This is a genomic window from Belliella baltica DSM 15883 (assembly GCF_000265405.1).
GTDB classification, from domain to species: Bacteria; Bacteroidota; Bacteroidia; order Cytophagales; family Cyclobacteriaceae; genus Belliella; species Belliella baltica.
On sequence record NC_018010.1, the window covers coordinates 841,465 to 864,107 of the forward strand.

At 37.2% G+C, this 22,643-nt stretch carries 22 protein-coding genes; 7 read left to right on the top strand and 15 right to left on the bottom strand.

All coding sequences use genetic code 11. The features are described 5' to 3' along the window. Positions 1-68 precede the first annotated feature (68 nt). From BELBA_RS03930 to BELBA_RS03950, 5 genes are all read right to left on the bottom strand, one after another. Positions 69-1,574: a hypothetical protein gene (locus BELBA_RS03930; protein ID WP_014771453.1), complete on the bottom strand. Its 1,506-nt coding sequence runs from the start codon at positions 1,572-1,574 to the stop codon at positions 69-71. 187 nt (positions 1,575-1,761) lie between these two features. Continuing rightward, positions 1,762-2,733 carry an AAA family ATPase gene (locus BELBA_RS03935; protein ID WP_014771455.1) on the bottom strand — a complete coding sequence of 324 codons (972 nt, stop codon included), beginning with the start codon at positions 2,731-2,733 and terminating at the stop codon, positions 1,762-1,764. A gap of 284 nt (positions 2,734-3,017) precedes the next feature. After that, entirely contained in the window at positions 3,018-3,605 is a 588-nt protein-coding gene (locus BELBA_RS03940) for a pseudouridine synthase (protein WP_014771456.1), read from the bottom strand. A 5-nt stretch (positions 3,606-3,610) separates the two neighbouring features. Further along, positions 3,611-3,910, bottom strand: coding sequence for a type II toxin-antitoxin system RelE/ParE family toxin (locus BELBA_RS03945; protein WP_014771457.1), 300 nt, complete (start codon positions 3,908-3,910; stop codon positions 3,611-3,613). Beyond that, positions 3,903-4,154 (bottom strand): type II toxin-antitoxin system ParD family antitoxin, encoded by a 252-nt coding sequence (locus BELBA_RS03950; protein ID WP_014771458.1) that lies wholly within the window; start codon positions 4,152-4,154, stop codon positions 3,903-3,905. Before BELBA_RS03950 ends, BELBA_RS03945 begins: the two co-directional genes overlap by 8 nt. Positions 4,155-4,540: 386 nt before the next feature. Here BELBA_RS03950 and BELBA_RS03955 point away from each other — a divergent pair, with 386 nt between their 5' ends. Further along, a complete protein-coding gene (locus BELBA_RS03955) occupies positions 4,541-4,765 on the top strand; it encodes a hypothetical protein (RefSeq protein ID WP_157466053.1) in 225 nt (74 codons plus the stop codon). Between the two features lie 47 nt (positions 4,766-4,812). Continuing rightward, complete coding sequence (locus tag BELBA_RS03960) at positions 4,813-5,790, top strand: BF3164 family lipoprotein (RefSeq protein WP_014771461.1); 978 nt, start codon at positions 4,813-4,815, stop codon at positions 5,788-5,790. Between the two features lie 172 nt (positions 5,791-5,962). Here BELBA_RS03960 and BELBA_RS03965 read toward each other — a convergent pair whose 3' ends face one another. The 8 genes from BELBA_RS03965 to dapF form a co-directional block, all read right to left on the bottom strand. Then, positions 5,963-6,361, bottom strand: a complete 399-nt coding sequence (locus BELBA_RS03965; protein WP_014771462.1) for a type II toxin-antitoxin system VapC family toxin — start codon at positions 6,359-6,361, stop codon at positions 5,963-5,965. After that, positions 6,358-6,597 (bottom strand): hypothetical protein, encoded by a 240-nt coding sequence (locus tag BELBA_RS03970; protein ID WP_014771463.1) that lies wholly within the window; start codon positions 6,595-6,597, stop codon positions 6,358-6,360. Before BELBA_RS03970 ends, BELBA_RS03965 begins: the two co-directional genes overlap by 4 nt. A 227-nt stretch (positions 6,598-6,824) precedes the next feature. Further along, on the bottom strand, positions 6,825-8,918 hold the full coding sequence (recG, locus tag BELBA_RS03975) for an ATP-dependent DNA helicase RecG (protein WP_014771464.1): 2,094 nt from the start codon (positions 8,916-8,918) through the stop codon (positions 6,825-6,827). A gap of 135 nt (positions 8,919-9,053) precedes the next feature. Next, the gene (locus BELBA_RS03980) at positions 9,054-9,830 is read right to left on the bottom strand and encodes a S1/P1 nuclease (protein WP_014771465.1); all 777 of its coding nucleotides are present in this window, start codon (positions 9,828-9,830) and stop codon (positions 9,054-9,056) included. Between the two features lie 208 nt (positions 9,831-10,038). After that, positions 10,039-11,226: a M20 metallopeptidase family protein gene (locus tag BELBA_RS03985; protein WP_014771466.1), complete on the bottom strand. Its 1,188-nt coding sequence runs from the start codon at positions 11,224-11,226 to the stop codon at positions 10,039-10,041. Continuing rightward, the gene (locus tag BELBA_RS03990) at positions 11,207-11,752 is read right to left on the bottom strand and encodes a hypothetical protein (RefSeq protein WP_014771467.1); all 546 of its coding nucleotides are present in this window, start codon (positions 11,750-11,752) and stop codon (positions 11,207-11,209) included. The genes BELBA_RS03985 and BELBA_RS03990 overlap by 20 nt, the downstream gene beginning before the upstream one ends. An 11-nt stretch (positions 11,753-11,763) precedes the next feature. Continuing rightward, positions 11,764-15,141 (bottom strand): preprotein translocase subunit SecA, encoded by a 3,378-nt coding sequence (secA, locus tag BELBA_RS03995; protein ID WP_014771468.1) that lies wholly within the window; start codon positions 15,139-15,141, stop codon positions 11,764-11,766. Positions 15,142-15,288: 147 nt separating this feature from the next. Further along, positions 15,289-16,062: a diaminopimelate epimerase gene (dapF, locus tag BELBA_RS04000; RefSeq protein ID WP_014771469.1), complete on the bottom strand. Its 774-nt coding sequence runs from the start codon at positions 16,060-16,062 to the stop codon at positions 15,289-15,291. A 208-nt stretch (positions 16,063-16,270) separates the two neighbouring features. Between dapF and BELBA_RS04005 the strand changes: the two genes are divergently transcribed. The 4 genes from BELBA_RS04005 to BELBA_RS04020 all read left to right on the top strand — a co-directional run bounded on the left by BELBA_RS04005 (position 16,271) and on the right by BELBA_RS04020 (position 19,874). After that, positions 16,271-17,038 (top strand): superoxide dismutase, encoded by a 768-nt coding sequence (locus BELBA_RS04005; RefSeq protein WP_014771470.1) that lies wholly within the window; start codon positions 16,271-16,273, stop codon positions 17,036-17,038. 257 nt (positions 17,039-17,295) lie between these two features. After that, a complete protein-coding gene (locus tag BELBA_RS04010) occupies positions 17,296-18,069 on the top strand; it encodes a hypothetical protein (protein ID WP_014771471.1) in 774 nt (257 codons plus the stop codon). Between the two features lie 95 nt (positions 18,070-18,164). Beyond that, entirely contained in the window at positions 18,165-18,629 is a 465-nt protein-coding gene (locus BELBA_RS04015) for a pyrophosphohydrolase domain-containing protein (RefSeq protein WP_014771472.1), read from the top strand. Positions 18,630-18,794: 165 nt separating this feature from the next. Continuing rightward, positions 18,795-19,874, top strand: coding sequence for a fatty acid desaturase family protein (locus BELBA_RS04020; RefSeq protein WP_014771473.1), 1,080 nt, complete (start codon positions 18,795-18,797; stop codon positions 19,872-19,874). Here BELBA_RS04020 and alr read toward each other — a convergent pair. Beyond that, positions 19,871-21,025 carry an alanine racemase gene (alr, locus tag BELBA_RS04025; protein WP_014771474.1) on the bottom strand — a complete coding sequence of 385 codons (1,155 nt, stop codon included), beginning with the start codon at positions 21,023-21,025 and terminating at the stop codon, positions 19,871-19,873. The two genes, BELBA_RS04020 and alr, sit on opposite strands and share 4 nt — an antisense overlap. 86 nt (positions 21,026-21,111) lie before the next feature. Beyond that, positions 21,112-22,245, bottom strand: a complete 1,134-nt coding sequence (locus tag BELBA_RS04030; RefSeq protein ID WP_014771475.1) for an amidohydrolase — start codon at positions 22,243-22,245, stop codon at positions 21,112-21,114. Between the two features lie 192 nt (positions 22,246-22,437). Here BELBA_RS04030 and BELBA_RS19830 point away from each other — a divergent pair, with 192 nt between their 5' ends. Further along, on the top strand, positions 22,438-22,614 hold the full coding sequence (locus BELBA_RS19830; RefSeq protein WP_014771476.1) for a hypothetical protein: 177 nt from the start codon (positions 22,438-22,440) through the stop codon (positions 22,612-22,614). The last annotated feature ends 29 nt before the right edge of the window (positions 22,615-22,643 follow it).

Sequence of the window (22,643 nt, forward strand, 5' to 3'; positions counted from 1 at the left end):
TTTTTAGATAAAAAAGTAGAAAGAAGAGATTGTGCATGCAATCTCTTCTTTTTGTATTTAATAGGTTTTTATTTCAAATCATCAAGGTTTCCAGCTACAGCTGTCCAAGACCAACCAGCGAAAACAGCTTTGTTTGCACCTACGGTATTTTGATTTGCTGCCACTGCTGTAACTTTTGAATCAACTCCATTTCTGAAAGCAAGATTTAAAGGTACACCAGTTGCTAATGTTGTTTCAATGTTGTTGAAAAGAAGAACTCCGCTGGCAAGATTTGCTAAACTTGCATCTCCGCTGATAGAAAGATCTCCTCTGCCGGTGCTTGTTACTGGATCAGGGAAACCAATGAAATAAAGGTTTTCAAAGGTACCTCTAGCTCCATCTCTAAAATCACCCATTTCTGCAGCAGGATGTCCTACGATTGTCCCATTTCTTAGAGTGTGTGCAGCATTAAAAGAACCTTCAGGGCCATCAATTTCTAAAGCATGATCAGTTTCAGATCCAGAAATTATAATAAAATTGTCCATAGTTCCTGACCAAGCTTGATCTGTATCTAAAGCATCATCACCTGAATTCCAAACGATAGCGTTTTTCACATTCACTGTACCGCCAAACCACTCAATACCATCATCTTGATTTCCAATAACTTCTACATTTTCAACTACAGTTCCAGAACCTACTGCACCTAAAGTCAGGCCATTGATTTCGTTTCCTTCACCGATATTTGCACCACCATGTCTGATAGATATGTATCTGATTACACCAGAATTATCGTCGGCTATATTCCCTCCATATCTTCCATTTGTATCAGATGGTGGAATACCTTCAATTTGAACTTCAGAGACATCACCGGCAAAAGAGCTTGGAGCTCTACCCAAGACGATCAATCCACCCCAAAGACCAGAAATATCAGCATCTAAGTTTGGACTAGCGATCATTCCAGCTTCGATTTCATCTGCTATTGATGTAAAAATAATTGGAGCTTCGGCCGTTCCGTTTGCGAAGATTTGACCACCTCTAGCTACTACCAAGGCTGTTGCATTTGAACCAGAACCTGCTTCACCTTTGATAATTGTACCTGCTTCAATCGTCAGTTTACCTCCATCTACAACAAAAATTCTTCCTCCAAGAATATACGTTTTGTCTGCTGTCCAAGTAACTTCACCCTCTATGTTGGTAGTAACTCTTACAGTAGTTTCTGCTTCTCTTACTGTCAATACATGAGTAACTGTCGCTCTTGAACCATCAGAATCAACTGCTTCAAATTCAAATACAACATTATTTCCTGCATCAGCAGCTACTGCAGTATATGAAAATTCATAAGAAGCAGATGTTGCTCCATTGAAGTTTTCAGTATCTAGAGTAGCTCCATCTTTTCTTACTGTCAAAGATGCAAGACCATCCGGTGCGGTAATTTGAGCAATCACTGGACCTAAAGTTGCGCCAGCGTCAATAGTTGCCGTTGGTGGAATTCCAGAGATACTCACTTGAGAATCGGGTGTTTCTTCTTCTCCACAGCTTGTCAAAACCAGAATGGCTGCGACAAACAAAAAGAGCATTGAGGTAATTTTTTTCATTTTGAGAAAGTTTAGTATTGGTATGTTTTTTTTAACCGCTACAAAACTGATTCAAAAAACTCAGAGGAAATAAAAATTGGAATTATGCTTTTTTTAAAAAAACAGACAGAATTTAATATTCAATTAAACTCAATAGCAAAAAAAACCTCCGTTTTGGCGGAGGGTTCTGTTTTTCAGCAATTAAGCCTTATTTTAATGTTACGCTTTTGTTAATCGGTATTTTATCTAAGATAATCTTGATCAAATCACGGGTATTGATATTGTCTGCTTCTGCTTCATAATTAACAATGATCCTATGATTTAAGACATCCTCAGCAATTTCTTTAATATCCTCAGGCAACACATAATCTCTGCCATCCATAAATGCCACAGCCCTCGCCGCCAAGTTCAAATTGATACTCGCTCGTGGAGATACTCCAAACTGTATATACTTAGCTTCTTCCTTCAGACCGTATTTCTCTGGAAATCTCGTAGCAAATACCAATTCAATAATATAATTCTCTAAAGGCTCAGCAATCTTCACTTCATTGATTTTGTTACGGATCGCAAAAATATCTTCTTTAGAAAGAATCGCATTTACCTCTGAGTTGAAAGACATATTAGCCATTCTACGCATAACTTCAAGTTCATCGCTTTTAGATGGATAGTCGATATGCACTTTCATCATAAATCTATCTACCTGCGCTTCAGGAAGTGGGTAAGTTCCTTCTTGATCCACTGGATTCTGCGTAGCTAACACTAAAAAAGGCCTATCCAACTGGTAGGTAGTCTCCCCAATAGTCACCTGCTTTTCCTGCATTGCCTCCAAAAGTGCTGACTGCACCTTGGCTGGTGAACGGTTCACTTCATCTGCTAGAATAATATTTGAAAAGATGGGTCCTTTTTTTACTTCAAAATTAGACTCCTGCTGATTGTAAATCATCGTACCAATCAAATCAGAAGGTAACAAATCTGGTGTAAACTGAATCCTTTTAAAATCTAAATGAAGAACTCTTGCGAGGGTATTTACGGTTAGTGTTTTGGCCAATCCTGGAACACCTTCCAATAAAATATGCCCATTGGTAAACAAGCCAATCAAAAGTCTATTGACCATGCGATCTTGACCTACTACAATTTTCTTTACTTCTTCTATGACTTGCTGAATCTTCTCCTGATGCATGAGATGTTTTATTATGTGTACTTGTTGTGCTTATTTTTAAATTGCTTTTGTTAGCAGATTCCAATACCTGTAATTAGTCAACTATCAATGGTCAACAGCAAAGCCTCTGGCAAATGAGAACAGGCATTAAATAGTCAGTTTTCCAAAACTCATTTCACCTACCAAAACGAGAAAGCTTATTCAATCTTATCTTAGTTTGGTTTTTTCTTGATCCTTTTATCAAACGCAGGCTAAATTAGAACAAAATATGTTTTAAGCCAAAATGAATTTGTTGGTCGGCGATTTTAAACAATTTTTAACAAACTGAGGAGGGTTGCTCTATCCATTTCTCTAACCTCCCCAACTTCAAAACCTTCAATACTTAAGTTTTCCATAGCATACCGCACCAACCTTAATGTAGGAAATCCTACTGCAGCTGTCATTTTCCTTACTTGTCGATTTTTACCTTCGATTAAGTTTAATTCAATCCAAGAATCGGGAACACTTTTGCGGTAGCGAATAGGAGGATTTCTTGGAGGGAGAGTTGGTGCTTCATTAAGTAATTGGGCTTTGGCTTTTTTAGTATGGTACATTTTCCCATCTACATTGATATCTACACCATTTTCCAGTTGTGCGATCGCCTCTGCAGTAGGAATACCTTCTACTTGTGCTAGATATGTTCTTTGATGAGCAAATCTAGGATTAAGCAAATGATGGTTGAGAGATTTGTCGTTAGTGATCAACAGCAAGCCCTCACTGTCCTTATCCAAACGGCCCACTGGATAGACATCAGAAGGAAAATCACCAAGTTCTTTCAAGGTATTGGCATCACCACTGAACTGACTCAGGATGCCAAAAGGTTTGTAGATGATAAAGTAGCGGTTTTGTGGCATAGAGTTTATTCTTTGATAAGCTTTTTCAAATCCATATTTGAACTTAGAATTCTTATTATTTCAATTTCTTCTTCAGCATAAAGTTTGTAAAAAATCACATGTTTCCTCATTGGAAATCCAAGCAAGCCAAGATCTATTTCGTCATACGCTCTTCCAATTCTTGGGCTTTTTGCTAAGCTTTGAAAACAATCGATCAAATTTTGATAGTATTTATCTGCATGATTTTCTGACCAAAAATAGTAGGTGTATTCATAAATATCCGATAAATCACTCAGCGCTTTAGCAGTTAAAAAATATTTACCCATTCTTTTGGAGCTTTGCCTTTAAAAGTTTTAAATGATTATCAGAATCAAAATCTTTTACTCTTCCACTTTCTATTCCTTCTTGAATTGCATTTTTTAGTAACTTAATCTTACCTTCTTCTTCTTCCAAAAGTCGCAGACCAGCTCTAATTACCTCGCTTGCATTTTTAAACCGTCCTTCTGATATTTTACTATCAACGAAATCTTCGAAATAGCTCCCTAAAGAAACTGATGTATTACGCCCCATTTTAATTTATTGAAATGATTAATATTTCGAAGTTACCAAAAATTGGTAACATTGTTATAGGTTTTCAATTTTGAAAAGCAAAACACAAAAGAAAATTACTCAAAAACCGAACTTTAAAGAATTTTGATTTTAGCTATATAAGAAACCGATAGGTTAAACTAAAGGTGGGTTTATCAAAACTATATCAATAATATTTTTTATCCCTGATTTCCAATTACTTATAAGTAATACATAAAAATAATTATGTTTTATGTTTATAACTAAGAGTTTTATGTTTATAATCAAGAGTCGAAAGAATAAAAAAGACTGCGCAGGAATTTTTAAGATTTTGTCACTGGCTTTTAGCCACTTATTAAATTATTTAATTAAACTAAATTTTATCAAGTATGAAAAAGTTATTTTCAATTTTAATGATTATGTCAATGTCCATATTTATAGGCCATTTATCTGCTCAAGATGCAGAGGTTGGTGAACCAAGCTTAGATGGTCCAGGCTGTATTGATTTTGGTCAATCTATGTGGACCTCATCGGGTCCTTTAACTAAAGACAGAACATTTTATAATTGTTTCTGTGGAAAAGAGTCTGGAATAGCAGAACAGGCTTGCAAGTAAAATCAAAGGTGGCTAAATATTTTAGCCGCCTTAACCTTTATATTGTTATGAAGAAAAGTAATTTATTAGTTTTAGTATTCTTATTGGTAACTTTTGGTTGTTCTGAAAATTCAAAAAACCTTATAGAAGTTCAACTAAGCTTAGAAAGCATCATATCAGAGGACTTCCTTAGAAATCCGAGCCAAATGAAAGCCACTGGTAATGGAAAAATGGTCATCATAGATGAGTTTGGGATCCATGCTTTTATCAAGGTCCTGGATCAGGACTGGAAAGTACTTCATAGCTTGGGTAAACTAGGGGAAGGACCTGATGAGTTCTCAAGCTATCCTTCTTTGTCAATTGGAGATGATGGGCAAGTCTATGTATTTGATGGGTTTCGGAACAAGCTTTTCAACTTAGAACTTGAAGAAGGGATCCTTTTGCAGGAACAATTTCTGATTCCTGAATCTGATATTGTGGAGGAAATAATAGCAGTGTCGGAGACTGAATATGTTTTTCAGCCAGGAGGATACCAAACCCTATTTACCAAGATGGCTAGGGAGGTCAGGGGGCCAAAAAGTTCATTTTCGCTTTCAGTCAAAAATGCTCATTTCCAAGGTCTAGATAATACTAGAAAACTGACATTTTCATCAAATTACCTGACCAAGAAGCCAAGCGAAGAGCGCTATGCGGCAGTTTTCAATTATTATGATGAACTTCTAATCACTGATGGAAAGCAAACTAAATTTCACGAAACACTCTTTGGGGACTTGCTATATGATGCAGATCAGACGAATATTGCCTTCACCGCCATCGCAAGTACTGATCAAAACATCTATGCTGTCTATTATGGGAAAAATGTAAACGAATTAGAAAATCCAACAGAATGTAGGCTGTTGATTTTTGATTGGAAAGGAAAGTTACAAGAAAATATAATCTTGGATCATCCTTTGAATTTCATCACTATTGACGAAGCAAATGGTGTTTTGTATGGATTTAACCCAATGAATGAAGACAACCCGATATATAAGTTGAAATTGGAATAAAAGGGAAAAATTGATTTACCAATTCTAGAATTTTTTTGTTGATTTCTCAAATTTCAAAAAGGATAACATCCAATTCTGAAATCTTAGCAAATTCTTTATCACCTGTTAACAAAGGTAATTTATGAGTGAATGCCGAGGCTGCAACTATTGAATTTGGTAGTTCTAATTGTTTCTAAACTGTCCAATCCTCTATAGTGATATTTTCAAGTCTATCGAAATCACTAATATTCTTTGTTACCAAAATCAAATCATTAAACACTGCTGTTGAGCCTATCAAAAGATCAAAATCATCTAAAATTTTCCCTTTTGTTTTTAATCTAGCTTTTTCCTTAGCATAAATATCAAGAGCGGGAAAAATGGGAAGTATATTAAACATTGTTTGAAAAAGCTCAAGAGTCTTCTGATTTCTTTCTTTAAAAGTACTTTTAGCAACTCCGTATTTTAATTCAGCGATCGTGATTTCTGAAACAAAACATCTTTCAATCCCAATTTCTTCGATTTTACTTTCAAGATCGAATTTTCCATTCAAAAAATAGGCGCAAATATTCGTGTCTAATAGATACTTTTTCAAATGTCAATTTGTTTTCGTACGAATTTTCTGTCATCTTTCAATTCTGTCAAAAATTCATCTATTGGTTGATCAAGCTTCAAAGCTCCAAATAGACTTTTCCAAGAAACTTTTTCTTTCTTCTCTTCTGACTTTAAAGACTTAGAAAGCCTCGATATCAACTCCAATTTATTATCAGGACTTAATCCGTTTAACAACTTGAAATAACTATCTACTAACTTTAAATCAATCGCTTTCATAATTAAATATTTACAACCTATCAAATTTACAAAAATTTTCCTTTTAGAAGGAACTGTACTTTACAATAAATCATCCAACTTCTCTTTATAATTCCAAAATTTACTTTAACCTTCCAACTCAATTCCACACCACTACTCCTAATTGGTATGTCTAAAACTCAATAATTTTTAAAATCTAAGGTAGTCTAAACCCCTGTTCACCTGCATTCCCCTGAGAGCAAACCACCCTAACTAATCCTACTCCAATTGATCTCGTGCTTCTTTTGAGCACGGATTTGTCTTAAGACTAGCGCGTTTTCAGGTTGGGAAAGATCGGGGTCGGATTGGAGGAGTTCTTGGGCGGCATCTCTCGCCAAGGTCAATATCGGTGCATCCTTACTCAAGTCAGCGATCAACAAATCAGCGACACCACTTTGCTGTGTGCCCATCAAATCACCCGGACCTCGGAGCTTTAAATCCACATCGGCGATCTCAAAGCCATTATTTGTCCTGACCATGGTATCAAGGCGAACTCGGCTGTCTTTGGAGAGTTCGTATTTACTCATCAAAATACAATAAGACTGATCAGCCCCTCTTCCCACCCTACCTCTCAACTGATGCAGCTGCGAAAGCCCAAATCGCTCGGCATTTTCTACCACCATCACGGAAGCATTGGGCACATTCACACCCACTTCGATCACTGTGGTGGCTACCATGATCTTGGTTTCTCCTTTGACAAAGCGCTGCATTTCGAAGTCTTTGTCAGTAGATTTCATATTGCCATGCACGATGCTGATCGGATATTCAGGAAATGCCCGACAGATACTTTCATAGCCATCCATCAGATTCTTTAGATCCAAAGTTTCGGATTCCTCAATCAATGGATAAACGAGATAAACCTGTCTTCCCAATTCGATTTGCTTTCGCATAAAACCAAAAACTTTCAACCTATCTTTGTCATATCTATGAACAGTTTGGATTGGCTTTCTCCCCAAAGGCATTTCATCAATCACTGAGATATCCAAGTCTCCATATAAAGTCATCGCCAAAGTCCGCGGAATCGGCGTGGCTGTCATCACCAAAACATGGGGGATAAACCTTTCATTTTTAGCCCATAATTTAGCCCGCTGCGCGACGCCAAATCGGTGCTGCTCATCAACTATTGCGAGACCAAGATTCTTGAATTGAACGATATCTTCTAGTAAAGCGTGGGTTCCAATAAGGATATGGAGATTACCAGAAAGCAACGTTTCGTGGATTACTTTACGGGCAGATTTCTTAACAGATCCCGTCAGCAAGGCAATATTCAAGCCCATCAAATCAGCATATTCTTTCAGCCCTTCATAATGCTGATTGGCCAAAATCTCCGTCGGTGCCATCAAGCAAGCTTGCGCGCCCGAACTGATTGCAATTAATATACAGATAAAAGCCACCATGGTCTTCCCACTGCCCACATCTCCTTGGATCAACCTGTTCATTTGCTTTCCTGACTTCATATCACCAAAGGATTCTCTCACCACCCGCTTTTGCGCTTCTGTCAATTCAAAGGGGAGATGCTCTTTATAAAATTTAGTAAGCAATTCGGTTTGATTGAGAATTTGACCTGCGGACTTTTCGGTTCGAGTAAGCTTAAGTTTAAGCAATCTAAGTTGGACATAGAAAAACTCTTCAAACTTCAGTCTATACCTAGCCCTTTTCAAGATTTCAGGATTCTCAGGGAAATGAATTTGTCTGAGCGCTTCTTTTTTAGGAATCAAATTGAAACGTTGCAAAACATTCTCTGGCATGGTTTCTTGAATCTGCGGATAAGCCGAGGCGATGAGACCTTCCATGATTCTGGAAATACCTTTGGAATCGAGAAATCTAGCACGGAGTTTTTCGGTAGTTGGATACACAGGTTGAAAGAAACTCCGCTCCTCTTGGGCAGCAGTGAGCACATCCATTTCTGGGTGCGCAATGCTAAATTTCCTACCATATTTTGCTGGTTTGCCAAAAAATACGAATACCGCACCTGGCACAAGTTTTTTGATTACCCACTGAATCCCTTTGAACCACGTAAGCTCCATTTCACCAGTTTCATCGAAGATATGGGCTACCAGTCTTTTTTTCCTGCCATCACCAATAGTCTCTACGCTACGAATTCTAGCGATGATTTGTACATGCTCAAGATCTTCATGGAGGTCTTTGATTTTGAAAAATTTTGTCCTGTCTTCATAGCGAAAAGGGTAATGCTGTATCAGCTCACCAAAAGTGAAAATATTCAATTCCTTATTGAAAAGGGCAGCTTTCTGCGGCCCCATTCCCTTCAGAAATTCAATTTTAGTATCAAAGAATCCGGACAATGGTAAATAGCTTTTGGTTAAAAGTTACAAATTAAATCATATGATTTTAAAAAGCTAAGGGATAAAGAAATTGGATAAAAAGAAAATCATGGCCATTTATTGACCATGATTTTCTTTTTGAAGGATAATGTCTACTTACCCATAAATCTCTTCTAAGGCTTGGGCTAATCGAATACCGGCAGCAATAAGCCTCTCTTCTGTATGATGATAATGCTTATAAATATATTCGTAACCGATTCTACCATTTTCTGGTATGTCGTACATTGCTGGCCTGATTGCTACTGCCTCTTTTAGCCAATCGGCTGGGGTAGTTTGTGTATAGCGATCAATCAAACTTGGGTTGATTCTTTTCTGTAATTCAGTGGCGATTTCAGTATAGCTCATGTTTTTACCAGCAATCAAATCAGTGTCCCAAATTGCATGGATGTTTGTTTCTTTGTTGAAAAAACTCACCTTCACGTCATTTCCTCCACGATCACCTGGCTTGCCCACGTGAAATGGTTGATGCAAATCTCCAACAATGTGGATCAACATTCTCAGCTGATCTCTTTCCTCTTCTGGAGTTAATTTCCCACTTTTCAAGTTTTCTTTCAGCCTCAAAAATGCTTCATAAGCATCTCCCGCTTCTTCTTGAATTGTCGGATCGTATTCTCCGTCTACCGTAGTAACCCAATGCCAAGTATTCGTATAGTTATAATTTTTGTCCGAACGGATATTGTCCATCCAAACGCCCACGCCAGAGATGGATTCTTGCTTTAATATAGTTTCCACACGCTCGACTGTAGCTGTTTTCATCTGCCATTCTGCAAGCTTTCCGATCACATAATGACCTATTCCGCCCCAAGCGAAAGACTGAGTTTGCATGCCCAACACTAAAACGAGTGCAAGAGCTAGTGATTTAATTTGTTTCATAATTCAAATTGAAATAAAATAGAAATACTTTAGAAATATAGCCTTTGGGAATTGTAATTTGGCCATTTAATTTATTTGAAATAAGGTAGAAAGAAATGGAAATACGCCTTCGTTGAACTTTTTAGAAATTGGTCAAAATTGTGATGAGAAACTCAATATTTCTATCTATTTCACAAGGCTTATTTCAATGTTATTACTAAGGGTAAATTTAAGCTTCCAATTCCTTTACTGCTAAATAAGCCATTAACCCAGCACCAATTTCTAATGCATCTTCATCAATGTCAAATGTAGGTGTATGCACTCCTGAAGTGATCCCTTTGGCTTCATTTCTAGTTCCAAGACGATAAAAACAACCGTCAATTTCTTGGGTATAGTATGAAAAATCTTCAGCTGCCATCCAAATGTCCAAATCAACTACATTTTCTTTGCCTAAATAATCTATCGCAGCATTTTGGGCTCGATCTGTAAGCTCTTCTGCATTTTTCAAAAATGGATACCCTCTTCGCACTTCAAAATCAACTTCTCCTCCCATTCCCTCTACAATTCCTTTGGCAATGCTAATCATATGCCCATGCGCTTTGGATCTCCACTCTTCATTCAATGTTCTGAATGTTCCTTGGATCTTTACTTCATTTGGAATAATATTAGTCGCACCTAGTGCTTCAACTCTCCCAAATGAAAGGACAGAAGGGATTTTGGGAGAAGCATTTCTGCTAATCACTTGTTGGAGAGCAACAATCATGTGTGAAGCTATCAAAACTGGATCTACTAAGGTTTCTGGCATAGCACCATGCCCCCCCTTCCCCTTGACTGTAATATAAAGCTCATCCGCACTTGCCATGTACATTCCTTTTCGGAAACCTACTTTTCCTACAGGAATCAAAGGCATCACATGCTGTCCAATAATTCCTGATGGCTTTGGATTTTCTAATGCCTTATCTTTAATCATTAAAGAAGCTCCACCTGGGATCAACTCTTCTCCCGGTTGAAAAACCAATTTAATCGTTCCTTCAAAGTCTTCTTTGACTTCATGGAGTATTTTTGCTGCTCCAAGGAGTGAAGCCGTGTGCACATCATGTCCACATGCATGCATCACTCCAGGTTTGGTAGATTTGTAAGAAACTTCATTTTGCTCAATGATAGGCAAAGCATCCATATCGCCTCGAAGTGCAATTACTTTCTTATCTGGGTTTTTACCTTTGATTAATGCTACAAGTCCTGTATTTGCTTTAACCTCAATGTCCGTAATACCGATCTGATTTAATTGTGCTTTTACAAAATCAAGGGTCTCAAATTCATGAAAAGAAAGTTCAGGGTTGGCATGAAGATGCCTCCTATTTGCAATGATTTCAGATTTATAATTATTTGCTAATGACTTAATTTTCTCTCTGATCATTATCTACTTTTTCATTTGGATTCTCATACCCTTCTCTCACAAATCTGTCTTGGATGATTCGAGTCATTGGAAAGGATTCCTTTAGTTTATTATAATTCGCTTGTGCTTCTATCCTATTGATATATTTCCCTACTTTCACTAAGTATCTAGGTTCTTGATACTGCATTTCTGATTTGATCTCTGGAAAATCCCTGTAAAGATCATTTCTGGTTTTGAAAGCGGCATCTCTATCTACTCCACTGTACACCAAAACAGTATAGCCAGAATAATATCTTTCCGATCGATTTTTCTCTACAAATCTTCGCATTGCATAATCCAAATCATCATCAATCGCCAAACTCCCTTCATAAAAAGCTTCTGTTGATTCCTCTTTGACTTGATCATCTAAAGCAGGGAAACTAATTCTAGATTCAGATAAGTCTTCTTGATAAGAAGCATATTTATCAGCATCAGCCCCTGACTTCTTGATAACTTTACAAGAACCCAAGAGAATGATTAAAATTACTCCACTCAATATTGACTTCATTACTTTATTTTTTATCCTTCAATAATTACACACTTTCCAGCTGCCACATCGAGTTCAACACTCTTAAATTTGACATCTTTTTTTACTGAACCATCTGCATATTGAGCTGTCACTCTGTCGTTTCGTCCATAGACTTTATCCGATTTTCTCGGTGCTACCACTTGTTGTTCTGCGCTTCTATTAGCTACCGCAGCGGCTGCCTGTCTATTGGATCCTGGATTTAGACTACTTCCAACCTCAGCTTTCGAAGCTTGTACATTCTCTTGTCTGCTTGGAGCTTGAGCTGCTTTCACCTGACTTGGATCTTGCGTTGGCAATTCCGCTTTGGCCAAGAAAGAAATCACATCTTCATTAAGCCTACCTACAAAGCGCTTAAACATCTCAAATGCTTCAAATTTATAAATCAAAAGTGGATCTTTTTGTTCATAAACAGCATTCTGAACTGATTGCTTTAAGTCATCCATATCTCTCAGATGCTCTTTCCAGTTTTGATCGATAATCGCCAAAGTCACATTTTTCTCAATGGCTCTTATCAGATCTCTCCCTTCGTGATTCACTGTGGATTCCAAACCAACAACTACGCCAATTTGCTTCAAGCCATCAGTAATCGGAACCATAATTTCCTTTACTGTAGCTCCACGTTGTGCATAGACATCTTTCAAAATTGGCAATGCCTTTTGAAGTATTCTGTCATTCTTGGAAACATAATTCTTGTAAGAAGCATCAAAAAGCTCCTGCGTTAATTGATATGCATCTTTATTTTGAATTTCTTCTGCAGTAAACTGATGATCTATCCCCAGGGAACTGAAAATATTCATCCTCAAATTATCCAAATCTTCGGTGGACTTTGCCATTTGAATGATATCTGAACAAACATCAAACATGATGTTTAAGATGTCTAATTCAAGTCGCTCTCCCATCAAGGCATTGCGTCTTCTTTTATAGACCACCTCTCTTTGAGAGTTCATGACATCATCATACTCAAGAAGTCTCTTTCTTGTTCCGAAGTTATTTTCTTCAACTTTTTTCTGAGCCCTTTCAATGGATTTAGAAATCATGGAATGTTGGATCACTTCTCCTTCTTCCAAGCCCATTCTATCCATCAATTTGGCGATTCTTTCAGAGCCAAAAAGTCGCATCAAGTTATCTTCCAAGGAAACAAAGAATTGGGATGAACCAACATCTCCTTGACGACCAGAACGACCTCTCAGCTGTCTATCAACCCTTCTAGACTCATGTCTTTCTGTACCAATGATCGCCAAACCTCCCGCAGACCGTGATTCCGCTGTCAATTTGATATCGGTACCTCTACCAGCCATGTTGGTGGCTATGGTAACTGTTCCTGGCTTACCGGCTTCTGCTACCACATCTGCTTCTCTAGCGTGCTGCTTAGCGTTTAATACTTGGTGTTGAATTTTTTTGATTGTCAACATCCTACTTAGCAATTCAGAAATCTCCACCGAAGTAGTACCAACCAAAACTGGTCGGCCTGCTTGTGTCAGTTCTACGATTTCATCTGCTACGGCATTGAATTTCTCACGGACTGTTTTATATACCTTATCATCTCTATCTTGTCTTACGATTGGTCGGTTGGTAGGAATTACCACCACATCCAATTTATAAATTTCCCAAAATTCTCCAGCTTCTGTCTCTGCCGTACCTGTCATACCAGAAAGCTTGTGGTACATTCTGAAATAATTCTGAAGGGTAATAGTCGCGTAAGTTTGCGTAGCATCCTCCACTTTTACATTTTCCTTCGCTTCTATCGCTTGGTGAAGACCATCAGAATATCTTCTTCCTTCCATCACACGACCTGTCTGCTCATCGACAATTTTCACCTTGCCATCCACCAAGATATATTCCGTATCTTTTTCAAACATACAATATGCCTTCAAAAGCTGGTTGACCGTATGAATCCGCTGTGCCTTTACTCCATAATCTTTAATGATTTCTTCTTTTCGGATTAACTTCTCTTTGTCATCTAAATCAGGATTTTTCTCCATTTCGGCAATTTCAACGCCTATGTCCGGAAGAATAAAAAATTCAGGGTTTTCGTTTTTCTTAGTGATTACCTCAATACCATTATCAGTGAGTTCGACGACATTAGTCTTTTCTTCTATCGTAAACAATAGCGGTTCATCTGCCTCAGGCATGTTACGCTTATTGTCTTGAAGATAATAATTCTCAGTTTTTTGAAGAATTACCCTGATACCTGGTTCAGAAAGGTATTTGATCAATGGCTTATATTTTGGCATTCCTCTAAATGCTCTAAATAAAGCCAAACCACCATCTTTTTCATTTTTCTCGGCAATCAATCTCTTTGCTTCAGACAAATAACCTTGAACCAATTTACGCTGTTCATCCACCAAAGTAGAAACCCTTGGTTTCATATCCATAAACTCGTGTTCATCTCCTCTTGGAACAGGTCCAGAAATGATCAACGGCGTCCTTGCATCATCAATCAATACAGAATCGACTTCATCAATCATGGCAAAATGATGCTTTCCTTGCACCAAATCACCTGCATCACGAGCCATATTATCTCTCAGGTAATCAAAACCAAATTCATTGTTTGTACCATAAACAATATCTGCTTTGTAAGCTTTTTTTCTACCTTCAGAATTTGGCTGATATTTGTCAATACAATCGACAGAAAGTCCATGGAATTCAAAAAGTGGAGCATTCCACTCGGAATCTCTTTTTGCCAAGTAATCATTCACTGTCACCAGGTGAACACCTCTTCCTGCCAAAGCATTGAGATAGGATGGTAAAGTAGAAACCAAAGTTTTACCTTCCCCTGTTGCCATTTCAGCAATATTTCCTTTGTGCAAAACCATACCACCAATCAGCTGAACGTCATAGTGAACCATGTCCCACACCACTTCAGTACCTGCTGCCATCCATTTGTTGTGCCAAATGGCTTCTTCTCCTACGATCTCTACGTTGGATTTCTTTACTGCTAATTCCTTATCATAAGCATTCGCGGTAACTTTCAAACTTCCAACTTCCTTGAATCTTCTGGCAGTTTCTTTGACCACGGCAAAAGCCAATGGCATAACTTTTTCCAAAACTACCTCTAAGGCTTCATCTCTTTCTTTCTCAGTCTTATCAATTTCATTATAAAGTGCATCCTTTTCATGCACCTTTTCAGGTGCTAGAGCATCAATCTGATCTCTGAATCCTTTAATCTTTTCATCAAAGGATTTCAAATCTTCATTAATAGTAGACTTGATTTCTATGGTCTTGGCTCTTAACTGATCATCAGACAAGTTTTTAAGCTTGTCAAACTCTTGATTGATTAACGCTACTTTAGGACTTAATTCTTTTATATCTCTATCTGACTTAGTTCCAAAAACTTTCGCCAAACCTTTTGCTATAAATTCTAACATATGATACTTTATATAATTGGGGCTTAAAATTACTTTGTTTTTATTACAATAGGAAATTAGAAAAGAGTTACGGCAGAGATAAAAACACTATTCTTGGTATTTCCTGTTATTTCTAGTTAAAATCTTTCCGAGTCAGAAAATTGCATTTTATTTTCTCCAGACTCCCTGAAAAACCTGTTCAGCAGGACCGATTAAAACAATATTTTTGAAAGAACCATCTGAAGAATTAACAAATTGAACCATCAGATTTCCTCCAGGAGTTTTGATATTTACTTTATTTAAATCGTTTTGATATCCATAGACTAGAGCACATGCTGTGACTCCAGTACCGCAAGAGAGTGTTTCATTCTCTACGCCTCTTTCATAAGTTCTTACATAAATTTGATCATCTGAGATTGGAGTGACAAAATTCACATTTGTTCCTTGCTGTTCATAAGCTTTGCTATATCTAATTTCTGCTCCTGTAGCGACTACAGGATACTTTTCCACATTTTCTACAAATCTAACATGATGTGGAGAGCCAGTATTCACGAAAAAATCCTTTCCAGAATTTGTAAGGCTACTCACATTTCCCATTCCCAACGAGACCAAGCCGTCGTTGATTTCGGCCTTATGTTCACCATCTATTGCCATAAAGGATGTTTGCCTCTCGATAATTCCAAGGAATTTTGAAAAAGATACAGCACACCTTGCTCCATTTCCACACATACTTTGAGAGCCATCAGCATTGAAATAGATCATCTCAAAATCAAAACCTTCTTTGTTTCTAATCAAAATTAATCCATCAGCACCTATTCCAAACTTTCGATCACATAGTTGTCGAACAAGGCTTAAGTCTCCTTCTGGAAAACTCTCACTTCTGTCATCAATCATGACAAAGTCATTCCCTGTGCCTTGGTATTTATAAAAAGATAAAGTCATTCTTAAATTTTATGTTCTGAGAAAGGAATATTTCAAAAACCAAACCAAGGGTTTTTGGTTGTGCAAACATAAGCATCTTGTCATAAAATCAGACTTATTGTCCGAATTATGGTTTTATTATAACGCTGAAATCTTTAACTTAGGCAAAATTGAAGAAATAGTATTCTCTTAAACAAAGCAATCACTTCGTTGAAAAACAAATATTAAAATGAAAAAACCAACCTTAAATCTTTCAAGAAGAACATTTCTCAGTCAAAGCACTAAAGCTACTTTAGCCTTAGGAATAGGGTCAAGTGTCTTTGGCTCTGCCTTCCTTGCGGCTTGTAGTGGCGGAAGTGGTGAAGAAGAAAAAATCATGTTAAGCACAGGATTTGAACAAACCCCGCTTGGTTATGATTATGCAGCTTTGGAGCCTCATATAGATGCAATGACGATGGAAATTCACCATACCAAACACGCAGCTGGCTATGCGAAAAATCTAGCTGATGCTGCTGCCGAAGAAAGTGTAGATATTAGCAAGCCTTTAGAGGATGTCTTGATGAATATTTCGAAATATTCTACTAAAATGAGAAATAATGCTGGAGGGCATTACAATCATGAGTTTTTTTGGAAAACGATGTCTCCAGATGGAGGTGGAAAGCCTGAAGGCGAATTAGCCGAAGCGATCAATGCTTCATTCGGAAGTTTTGAAGAATTTGTAACAGAATTTGAAAATGCCGGAAAAACCAGATTTGGTTCGGGTTGGGCATGGTTAGTACTTGATAAGAATCAAATGCTAGCTGTAGGTTCTACACCAAACCAAGATAATCCATTGATGGATGTTTCAGATTTTCAAGGTGTACCTTTGATGGGAATTGACGTGTGGGAACATGCTTACTACCTCAAATACATGAATGATCGTGGAGGATACATTGGTAATTGGTGGAATGTAATCAACTGGAATGCAGTTGCAGAGAGATTTGATGCATTGAAATAATCTAAATTAAAAAATTCATTATTTTTAAAAAGGGTTGAGAATTTATTTTCTTAACCCTTTTTTAATACTCCTTAATCAAAAGCAAATTTTGATATGAAATAATTATTAATGTAAATGAATAGTTATTTTTTAAAAACAAATGACTATAAAAAGGATTAATAAAAATGGTTCAAAACCTCTATTTTTTGTTGTTTTTTACTAGGCCTGTTGGCATAGCGATTGCCTAAATAGCAGTCATAAACCAACTATTAACGAAAATGAAAAACACATTCAAAAATTTCGGAAAATTAGCCTTTGTTTTAACCTTCGGAGCTATGACATTTTCATGTACAGAAGATGACGATGCCAACATGAATGAACCTCAAAGCAATATTGCTCTTAGCGCTACAGCTGAAAGTTCCTCTCCTGAAGGAAGGGTCAATGACAGAGTAATCGTCAATGGATTTGCTACAAGCCAATTTGCCGTTGGAACGAAAGACATTGAAATGAAATATGCTGCAAAAGCAGACCTCTTGGCTGGAATAAGCATAGGAAATATTACACTGAAATCCAATGTGAATACTGCTCTGCATACGGAGTCTTCTAAGTCTAAAAATGCAATTCTTGTCAATGACGGAACTATCCAAGTATCCGCATTAGCAGAGGGAAGAAGTCCTGATGGAAACTATACAGAAGTGGATTTTAGATTATTTAAAAAAATGGAAGGAAACAGCAACGACCCCATGTTCGAAAAATCCTTATGGATAGCGGGTGAAATTGATGGAAAAATCTCTACAATTTGGTTGACAAGTGAAAAAGCCCTGAAAGCAAGATCACAAAATGCCGCAGGTGTTGAGGTAGATGGTCAAACAGAAATGGTTTTGGCTTTTGACATGGACAAACTTTTCGCAAATGTAAATTTCAGTACGGCCGTTGATGCAAATTCAGATGGGAAAATTGATATCGGCCCCAATAGTGCTGATGGAAACGCTACAATCTTGGCTCAAATTGAAAGTAATCTAGAATCAGCCGTTGTATTGAAGCGCAGATAATGTTCAATTAAAATCGAATTCTTATTTAAGAGACCGGAAAATTCCGGTCTTTTTTTGTTTATTTGGGGTTATTAAAATCCATAAAATCAAGAAGAATGCAAGATCCCAAGTCACTCAGTTCAGTAGCAGAATTCCATAGTACTTTCAAACACCCGATCCTTCCACATCCTCAAATTCCAGATGCCAAGCGCTGTGAGTTGCGGGTATCCTTGTTGGCAGAAGAAGTAAAAGAGCTTCAAGAAGCTATTGCTGACAATAATTTAATAGAAATCGCCGATGCACTTTGTGATATACAATATGTATTATCAGGCGCCATTCTTGAGTTTGGGATGGCAGATAAGTTCAAGGAATTATTCGAAGAGGTTCAGCGTTCGAACATGAGTAAAGCTTGCAAAAATATTGCTGATGCAGAAGCCACAGTGGCACATTATCAAAAACAAGGTGTTTCTTGTTTTTATGAAAAGGAAGGAGACTTATATTTAGTTTATAGAGAGGGAGATAGAAAAACATTAAAATCAATCAATTATCAACCCGCTGATTTAAAAAGCATTTTGGGATGAGAAAATTTATCCCTAACTTTCAAAAAGTTCACATTACTATTTAAACAAAAGCCTGTTTGGGCTGAGAATATCTTAATTCTGTGAAGTAAGTTTCCAAGAAATGACTTAGAACAAAACTTACGAAAAGGCCTACACCCAGCCATCCTAAATTATTCAATTACCAGTATGAATCAATCAATTAAGTTCGTGGACACGAACAATTCCCAGTTTTTTGCAACCATCAAGTCACGCGTAGATCATTATTTCCAAAGTAACAACATCTCCAAAACAGCAAATGGGCTAATGGTTTTTAAGACTATTCTTTATCTGACACTTTTTGTGTCGTTTTATTTTCTCATTCTATTTGAAGTATTCTCACCTTGGGGCAGCTTATTGCTTGCCATTGGACTTGGTGCCACTATGTCTTTTATTGGCTTCAATATTTGTCACGATGCATTGCATGGATCATATTCGAAAAAACAATGGGTAAATGAATCCTTAGGTTATATTTTTAATTTGATTGGAGCCAATGTTTACATCTGGAAAATCACGCATAATAAAGTGCACCATACTTATACCAATATCATGGGACATGATGGCGACTTAGACGTAGCGCCGGGTTTGATCAGAGTATCAAAAGATGAAGAGAAAAAACCCATTCATAGATATCAGCATATTTATGCTTTCTTCCTCTACTCTCTTGCTTCTATTTCTTGGTTTTTTAGAAAAGATTATGTCAAATTTTTTCAAAAAAGAATCGGGGCTCACGTCAATAATCATCCGAAAATCGAATATTTCAATCTATTCTTTTATAAGATAGTTTATTATGGCATGTATATCATCATTCCTTTGGTAGTAATGGATATAGCATGGTGGCAGTTCCTCATTGGTTATCTGGCAATGAACTTTACTATGGGGCTTGTACTCGGTTTGGTATTCCAACTGGCACATTTGGTAGAAGAAACACATATTCCCCATCCAAAAGAGGACGAAAACATAGAAGAGCCTTGGGCAGCTCATCAAATGAGGACCACTGCAAATTTTGCTAGAAAAAGTAAGTTGGCAGCCTTCGTTTGCGGCGGATTAAATTTTCAAGTAGAACACCATTTATTCCCAAGAATCTGTCATATTCATTATCCTGCTATTTCTGAGATTGTCAAGGAAACAGCACATGAATTTGATTTGCCTTATCATGATAACGAAACCTTCTATTCGGCTTTAAAATCTCATTATTATTTCTTGAAAAAAGCAGCTCAAGCTGCTTAAGCAATAATCTTTCGTGGAATATCCAAAGGTAAGCGGGTGAGTAGTTCATAATTCACCTGCTGAATGGATTCCCCAAAGGAAGCAACTGTGATCTCATTTTTCTTTTGCTTTCCAATCAACACAACTTCATCCCCTTTCTCCACACCTTTAAGGTCAGTGATATCTACTGCTATGCTGTTCATCGTCACTGTTCCTACTACAGAAACAATTTTCCCAGAAATAAGTACTTTCCCTTGATTACTCAGTAGTCTGCTAAACCCATGTGAATAGCCTATAGGAACCAAAGCAATCAGCATATCTCTTGGTGCCATGTAGCTAGAGCCATATCCAATAAAATCCCCCATCTTAACTTTTTTCAAACTCATGACACTGCTTTTCCAACTGATCAGTCGTTTGAGTGGGTTTTTGTTGTTTTCTGGTAAGGATTTGAATTTGTACATATAAGTCTCCTGCGTCGGCCAAAAGCCATAAGAAGCAATCCCAATTCTAACCATATCCATGATTGTTTCGGGGTAACTGAAAGTAGCAGCTGAACAAGCGGTATGAAATTTTTCAAAAGTCAACCCTCTCTCTGTCAACCAATCTTTGTAGGTGTGGTATTTTTTGATTTGATCTCTTACTCTTACATAATTGGACACACTCTCTGCACCGGCATAATGCGTGCAAAGTCCAGCCAAAACCAAATCGTCTTTGTGATCTTCTAACATTTTTAGAAGCGCTTCTCGATCTTCCCACTCAAATCCTGTACGGTGAAACCCTGTCTCTACCTCGATATGAATTTTGGCTTTTATTTGAAGTTTTTTTGCTGCGTTGACCGTATGTTCTAATCGGTCAAATTCAAAAACAAAAAAACTAATCCCTTTTTTGATAAGCTCTTCAAGATCTTTATTCTCCAACATGCCCATAATCATAATTTGGGAATTTTTCTTGCTGGCATTGAAAACCCTGATCGCTTCATCTGCACTAAAGGCACTAAAATGGCGAATACCTACTCCCTCCGCTATACTAACAATATTTTCTATTCCATGACCATAAGCATTGCCTTTGATCACAGCTGAAATCGTAGTTTCTTCTCCAACTTCCGATCTTAAAAATTGAATATTTTTCTTATAAGCTGATTTACTAATTTCAATGTAGGAAGTATGATTCATGTGATTTTCAATCGATAATAATTATAAAAAGAGTTTTAAATTGATGTCATCTGACTCATAATATTAAAAAAACAAGTCTATAAATTTCAATGATGAAGTTGTTCAATGATTTGTTGAAACATATTTACTCCTGTTGGAATAATTTCATCTGGAAAATCATAGTTATTTTCATGCAGTTGCGGTTGAGATTTTCCTGAACCTAATCCAAAGAGCAAGGTTTTGGTGTGAATAGAAAAATGTCCAAAATCTTCAGACCAGCGAAATGGAATACGAATATGCTTCGTTTTCAAATTAAGATTTTTTGCTGCCTGATTACCATATTCCCAAGCTTCTTGATGATTATGAGTCGCTGCAAATTCTTCGACGTACTCAAAGGAAATTTCTAACATGTACTCTTTTGCAATCTGCTCACAGAGTTTTTCTGCATAATGCACTAGAAGCTCTCTAGTTTCATTCTCATAAGCCCTAATTGTTGCCATGACTGTGGCATCTCCTGGAGTCGTTCCAAATGCCACCTCACCAAGCTTGGCATGAATCACAGTGATCATTGTGAATTTCTTCATGGCATCAGGCAGTTTTTGAAGTGCTACAATAATCTTTGACATCGCTTCTGCAGGACTATTGCCTGCTTCTGGATGCGAAGCATGGGCATTTTTACCTTTGAGTTTGATGATCATGCCATTTGAAGCTGCCGCAAATGCACCTTTTTTGATGATGATTTGATTTTTTTCATATCCTGGAAGGTTATGAAGTGCAAAAGCAAAATCAGGTAAGATTTTCTGAAATTTATTGTCTTTCACCACCATTCCGGCACCTTGACCAGTTTCTTCAGCAGGCTGAAAAAGTAAGATTACTCTCCCTTTTTTTGGACGATTTTCCTTTAAATAAAGCCCCAAGCCAGCTACGATGGCCATGTGACCGTCATGTCCGCACAAATGTGCTTTGCCTGGAATCGTACTCTTATATTTAATATTGTTGTCTTCCCTGATCGGTAATCCATCAAGTTCACAACGATAAAGTGTAGTAGGCCCTTGTTCTTTTCCTTCAAAAACAAAGGCTAGACCATTCCCTCCCAAATTCTCCAAAACTTCATCCGCATGGATCTCTTTAAAAAATTCAAGTACGCGAGATGCTGTCTCTTTTTCTTCTCCTGACAGTTCTGGATATTGATGTAATGTTCTTCGGAAGTTTTTTAGCTTTTCGAAAGTCGCTTTATTCATGTATTGGGGATTCTAGTTTTATAATCAGAAAAGACACCTTTCAAACTGACAAAATTAATGCTGGGATTGTTCCTCAATTTGAGTATTTGATGAATATGTGGAAAAAAATAAATATCTCAGCCATAGAAGTCTAAAAATTTTGGAGAACTTTTTTATATTAGAAGCTGCTTACCACTTAAACCAAATAAAATCATGACTACAGAACAGACAGCATCACTCGAAAAAAGAATTGAAGACTTGAAGTCAAGCTTGACTGGTGATATGTTCCAAGATATGGACACCAGAGATCAGATTCACAACTTAGAAATGCAACTCAAAGGGGTAAAACCTATGGACAGTCACATCGATTGTGTTGGTTGCGGCAGCTAAGCGCTCTTATCATTTATCTGAAAATATTT